Raw genomic sequence first — 5,922 nt, 5'->3', positions numbered from 1 at the left:
TGACATTAGTTTTCAGTTTCCTTGAGGTGGATTTGAAAGCTTTTTCGTAAGCAACATCCAAATATTCTTGAGATTTTTCAAAATTGTCTAAATCGGGATTATTAATAGCTATCCAGCCCATCCAGCCGTAGACAGGATGTGGCATAAAAACATTTAATGCCTGAAAATCAAAATCTCCTTTGATAACTCCTCCTTTACAGGGTCTTGACGGTCGAAGACCAAATATTTCTTCGTATTTTTCAGGTGTCAAGCCAATGTTAAGCCGAAAAACTCCAGCACGATTGAGATATGAGGCTCTATCATTTTCACCATCCTTTGATTTGATAGTTGCAAAATAACTTCCTCGCTTCAACTTCATCCCAGGATTAACAAAGTAGCTACGTTCGCCCCAGGAATTGATTATATTTAAGTGTTTATAAGTTTCTAACAGATAAATTTCGATAGTGCTTTCGTTAACCATATTTTAAAAATAGTTTATTGCATCAAAATAGTATACGTGCATAATAAATTATAATGTTTTAGAAATGAGGATAAAATATGATCCACAAATATTTGCCAGGAGTACCGCATTGAAATGCTCCTGTGCAGAAAATCTGGAAGTTAATAAATTCTCATTCCTTAGCTATTTTTGCTCATCCCGTTTTTTTTATTCGATCATCCTGCAATTCTCAAAGGTTGGTTTGATCGCGCTATTATACCAAATCCGCATATAATAAAAGATGTTAACTACATAACTAATATAAATACACCTTTTTTTTAACTAGGATTTGGTATTACTTCTAGATTTACGACTATAAATAGGGTTTGCTGAATCAAGTCTTTTTGCTCGGGTAGGGAGTAGTTAGGAGTTAGAATAAATGGGAATTATACCAAGCGCGAAAAAAGAATGCTACAAAAAGATAGATATTTATCGGATATGCTTAAAAATAGCTGCTCCAGTTCATTTGAGATAGCTATATCTATCTTTTTTCCCTTTTTTTCAATATTTACTCCTTCTTGCTTCTTCCCTCTTCCTTCTTTCTTACTTCTACCATTTGTAACAAACATTTATCACGCTTGGTATTACAGAGTCGGTGGCCATTTATAATAGTAAAGCAATATGCGCTGGCATATTTACAAATTACGGGAGGTGTCCAATAGCTAAAAGCTTTCTATTATTCGAACGGAGATGCTACGCAAACAGCTTTTTATTCCCTCTGTTGCCTGTTGCCTGCGCACAGCGCTATAAGAGTGATTTTTTTGCCATAGCTACCCTAAAATACTCACTTGTTGAATGTTTTAGACCTAACTTCTTGTACTTTTTCCATACTTCAAAAGGCTAAAACCTTTACCTGCCAATCTTTTTAGATTTAATCAGCAAGCCCTAAATAAAAACGGTACTCAAGGTTTATTGACAGGAAAAAAGCCTCGTTTTGTAGAGACTGCTGGTGGTATCCCTAAAGAATTTGATTGTCAGCAGCTCAATATCCCCATACTGATATCAAGTGCGTTAGTAGGATTTTGAGGTTTTGAAGCTCAAACCCTTACTCATATCATGTCCGGTAGCATCGGTCTTGTATAGTAAATAGGGAACAGGGAACACCGGAGCTGGGAACAGGCAAGAAAAAAACTTAAATTTCCTGTAGATATCCACGCTAACTTTTACACAAACGATACCAACGGACATGATATCACTAAAATATTTTTGCTGTAGACTATGCAAGTTGCGAACAGATGAAAAAGGATATCTATAATCTCGTTTTGCGAGCTTTAACTGATTAAAGTAATACTACTAAATGTAACGGACAATTTCTAATAAGCACATGAAATACGGATATACAATCATATATGTTTCGTCAGTAGAAGAAACTTTGGAATTCTATCAAAAAGCTTTTGGCTTTAATATTAAAATGATCCATGAGTCCAAAACCTATGGAGAGTTAGATACAGGGGGAACAATATTAGCTTTTGCTTCTCATGAACTTGGAGAGATGAATCTCAGAGGTAAATATCTAAAAGGAAATATTGACGATCAACCGTTCGGAATTGAATTAGCGTTTGTAACGGAAGATATTCATACTGCATACGAAAAAGCTATTACTCAAGGAGCAGTGTCTATAAAACTACCCGAAGAAAAACCATGGGGTCAAGTTGTAGGCTACCTCAGAGCAATAGATGGTTCAATTATTGAACTCTGTACTCCAATCTAAGAATTAAATTCTATAAAGCGATGAGCATCAGCTATTTTTTTAGCAGGGAATTGATTTTATCGTTTAACGGAGTGCTGTTTGAACAAATACTATTTTTCATTCAAATAATTGGGTGTAATGAAAAGCAAAATATTGCAACTTCTAACCAGATAATGCAAAAAATAGCTGATATCATTTCCTGTTGAATAGTTATTGTATAGTTGGAAGTAGGGAAGTGAGACCGTAGGGGAGTAGGGAAGTGGGGGAGTGAGGCAGTAGGGGAGTGGGGGGAGATTAAATATTGAAGTAATTATAGAATTATCAACATATACTATATAAAAATAAACATATACTATATAAAAATAAAAGGGGCATTCCATGATGATTGAGAGTATTTAGGGACAATACTCATCCGAATCATTTCCAAACTTTTTTGTTTATTGTAACTAATTAGACAGACATGATATAAAACTGCTTCTGATAGTTTTACTTGCGATCATAGCATATTCTCAATAAACCTCTGATTTGATTGATATTTGTAAAAAAATATTGAGAATTTATATCAATTACTTTTAGAGGCTTTAAACTAACCTTTAAGTAAAAAATTGCCAAAAAATAATGCTTTATTTAAGTCCAAATACCTTGAAAGCACAATCCAATTTAATAAGTTTTATTCTTAATAATTTATTTATAAATTGGATATAGCCACCATTGCACGGGAAGCGGTTAACGGTGGGAGAACGTCAAATCTGTATCAAGAATAATAATGACAAGATCTTTTCTAGTTTTTTACTTTTGATAGCCAAAATAGCTTTTGAGCTTGTAGCAATATCAAATACATCAATACGTCTTAATGCGTAGTGCCATCAATTTTTTCAAATTGGACATGACATTATGATAGCTAATTCCATTGCTCCATCAACATTGCGAACAAAAGGAAATTAAGATAATGCGTAAAACAATATTCAATTTAGCAAGAATACAAGTATCTGATTATCACCCAGTGCAACTACTCTTTGAACTACAGCAAAAGCTAGAAGGCTTTAACAGAGATGATTTTGCCGAGTTGATGGGAGTGCAACCCCAAACTGTCCGACAATGGTGTAGCAAACGTGGTAATCCTAATCCTCAAGCTAGACAATTAGCTGGTGAAATTAAGGCCAGACTACAACGCGATCGCGTATTGTAGGAAATTGTAGATTCAATCTACTGACAATATATTTCAATTAGTTCACTATAGAAATTAAAGCAATTAACACTATATCCACAAAGGAGAACTAATGGTTGACTATAACATAACACAAGAATGGACTCCAGGAAAAATGGTTGAACTCAGCACCGAGCTGGAAAAACCCAGTCCGTTTTATTTTGGATATGATATCAAGGAACATTTTCTCAAAGAATTGTCAAAACACGATATAGATAAAATCTTTTTCTTCTCAGAGCAAAATATGTTTGGGCTTTACGGAGAAGAGCTGTTCCACGAACTGAATTCGGAATACAAATGTTTTCTAGAAATGGTTCCTCCCGGTGAGAAATCTAAATATTTCTCAGTTTTAGAACAAGTATGTGAAACATTAGTCACTGAAGGTGTATCTAAAAAATCTCTATTAATTGCCTTTGGTGGAGGAACAGTAGGAAATATTGTGGGTTTGGTTGCCGGATTAATTTATCGTGGAATTCACTTTGTCGAAGTATCTACAACCATGACTGGTATAACTGATAGTACCCTCAGTAACAAACAAGCGGTTAATGGTTTAAGTGGTAAAAATCACTTTGGTCTTTATCATAGTCCTCTGTTTATTTGGGCAGATACAAAATACCTCAAAACAGAGCCTCCTTTCTCCAAGCGATGTGGGATTATTGAAGGGATTAAAAATGGTTTTATTGCTGAACCTACCTTTTTGGATTATTTAGAAAAAACTCTTAATCCTGAGCTTGATTTTTCCCAGCAGGTGTTAACTGACCTAGCTTATAAAATTATTCTTTCCAAGTTAGAAATACTCAAAAAAGACCCCACTGAAAAACATTATGGAATTATTTTAGAGTATGGTCATACCTTTGGTCATGGTTTGGAATGGCTGCTAAAAGGAAAACTATCTCATGGAGAAGCAGTTTCTTATGGTATGAAAATAGTAGCGGAATTAGGGCAAGAGCTGGGCTTTATGTCACAAGAAGATGTAGATTTGCACCACCACTTTATTGATGACAAACTCGGATTTAATAATCCTTGGCCTGAGCATGTAACTACTGATTTATTAATGAAGGCGATGATTGCAGATAATAAGAAAACAGGAGACGACCTTCGGTTTGTTATGTTAGAAAAAATCGGTCAATGTTATAATCCAGAAGGAGATTTTTTGATGACAGTTGACAATAAAACGGTAGAAAAAGTTCTGGATAATTATATTAAAAAAGCTACCAGAAAATTGACACTTGCTACTGCATAAACGAAATTCAAAAGTTAAAAGTCAAAAGTAAGATTCTGTATACTCAAAACTTTGACACTAACGAAATTCAAAAGTCAAAAGTAAGTCATTGGGGAGGAGCGGGTTCATCTAAATTTAATGTTGAGCAATTAATTTAACGCGGAACTCGCTCCTATCTATTGCAACATTTTAGCTATGTTACAGCACTACATTAATGCACTGATAATTGTAAAAAAGGTCGAGTAATGGAAAACAGTAAATTTATCAGTCACAGTACAAAAATTTACTTAGACAGAAACCTGCAAATTATTATTGGCATAACATTGATGGCAGTCTTGGGTTCAAGTAGTATCGGACCTGTATTACCAACAATGGCATCAGAATTGCAAATTCCTGCTGAAAAAGTGGGATTAGTAATTACAGCATTTGTTGTACCTATCGCCATAGGAACTCCCATATCTGGAGTGTTAGCAGATCGCTTTGGAAGGAAACAAATTTTGATTCCCTCTTTATTACTATTTGCTATTGCTGGTGTTGCTTGCAGTTTTGCTCCAAATTTTCGGACATTACTAGAATTGCGATTTCTCCAAGGTGTGGGAGCTGCTAGTTTAGAATCTCTTGCACTGACATTAATTAGTGATTTGTATACAGGTAAGAGTCTGACATCGGCAATGGCATTCAACGCTAGTATGATTGGTATGAGTTTGGCAGTGTATCCTTTAATTAGTGGGGGGTTAGCAACATGGGGATGGCGCTATCCTTTTTTATTACCGTTGCTGGCAGTTCCCGTTGTACTTGCTGTTATTTTTTTCCTAGAATTACCCTCGTTTCAAAAGCCACCAAAATTCCGTTTGAAGGTATATTTAAGAAATATTTGGCATAGTGTTAATAATACTCAGGTATTAGGATTATTATTTGCAGTAGTTGCTTTATTTATATTGCTATTTGGTCCTTATTTTACTTATATTCCGATGTTAGCTGGAGATGTTTTTGCAGCTTCTAATGTGACAATTGGAATGATTTTAGCAACTATGGCTTTATCTTTAGCATTTGTTTCTTCTCAGGTAGCATTATTTCCCCAATCTCTATCCGAATTCACTCTAATTAAAATTTCATTTGTACTTTATACTTTGGCAGTAATAGTTACTCCATTGCTACAAAATATGTGGTTATTATTAGTCCCTAGTATTTTGTTTGGAGCTGCTCATGGAATGTGTTTTCCTGCTACTCAGGCATTGTTAGGAAAACTCGCTCCTCAAGATTATCGTGCTGGTTTTATGGCTGTTAATGCTACGGTTTTATCTATCGGACAAGCATTAGGTCCG

The 5,922-nt window shown here is 34.9% G+C and carries 6 protein-coding genes; 4 read left to right on the top strand and 2 right to left on the bottom strand.

The window, feature by feature from the left end:
- A partial coding sequence (locus tag AC3DU7_RS19650) for a DUF6194 family protein (RefSeq protein ID WP_488041001.1) occupies window positions 1–460 on the bottom strand: 460 nt, incomplete at its 3' end.
- A gap of 404 nt (window positions 461–864) precedes the next feature.
- Complete coding sequence (locus AC3DU7_RS19645) at window positions 865–1,047, bottom strand: hypothetical protein (RefSeq protein ID WP_488041000.1); 183 nt, start codon at window positions 1,045–1,047, stop codon at window positions 865–867.
- A 755-nt stretch (window positions 1,048–1,802) separates the two neighbouring features.
- Here AC3DU7_RS19645 and AC3DU7_RS19640 point away from each other — a divergent pair.
- The 4 genes from AC3DU7_RS19640 to AC3DU7_RS19625 all read left to right on the top strand — a co-directional run.
- Entirely contained in the window at window positions 1,803–2,189 is a 387-nt protein-coding gene (locus AC3DU7_RS19640; protein WP_488040999.1) for a VOC family protein, read from the top strand.
- Window positions 2,190–3,117: 928 nt separating this feature from the next.
- Complete coding sequence (locus AC3DU7_RS19635; protein WP_202218716.1) at window positions 3,118–3,357, top strand: helix-turn-helix domain-containing protein; 240 nt, start codon at window positions 3,118–3,120, stop codon at window positions 3,355–3,357.
- A gap of 91 nt (window positions 3,358–3,448) precedes the next feature.
- On the top strand, window positions 3,449–4,618 hold the full coding sequence (locus AC3DU7_RS19630) for a 2-deoxy-scyllo-inosose synthase (RefSeq protein ID WP_488040998.1): 1,170 nt from the start codon (window positions 3,449–3,451) through the stop codon (window positions 4,616–4,618).
- 224 nt (window positions 4,619–4,842) lie between these two features.
- Window positions 4,843–5,922: MFS transporter (locus AC3DU7_RS19625; protein WP_488040997.1), on the top strand; the 1,080-nt coding region annotated here is incomplete at its 3' end.

The sequence above is a fragment of the Okeania sp. genome (assembly GCF_983059655.1).
This window is presented reverse-complemented; position numbering and strand designations above follow the sequence as displayed.

Bases quoted from the DNA above. Each gene is read 5' to 3' on its own strand.
- AC3DU7_RS19645 (WP_488041000.1), bottom strand. From the start codon at position 1,047: ATGTTTGTTACAAATGGTAGAAGTAAGAAAGAAGGAAGAGGGAAGAAG.
- AC3DU7_RS19640 (WP_488040999.1), top strand. From the start codon at position 1,803: ATGAAATACGGATATACAATCATATATGTTTCGTCAGTAGAAGAAACT.
- AC3DU7_RS19635 (WP_202218716.1), top strand. From the start codon at position 3,118: ATGCGTAAAACAATATTCAATTTAGCAAGAATACAAGTATCTGATTAT.
- AC3DU7_RS19630 (WP_488040998.1), top strand. From the start codon at position 3,449: ATGGTTGACTATAACATAACACAAGAATGGACTCCAGGAAAAATGGTT.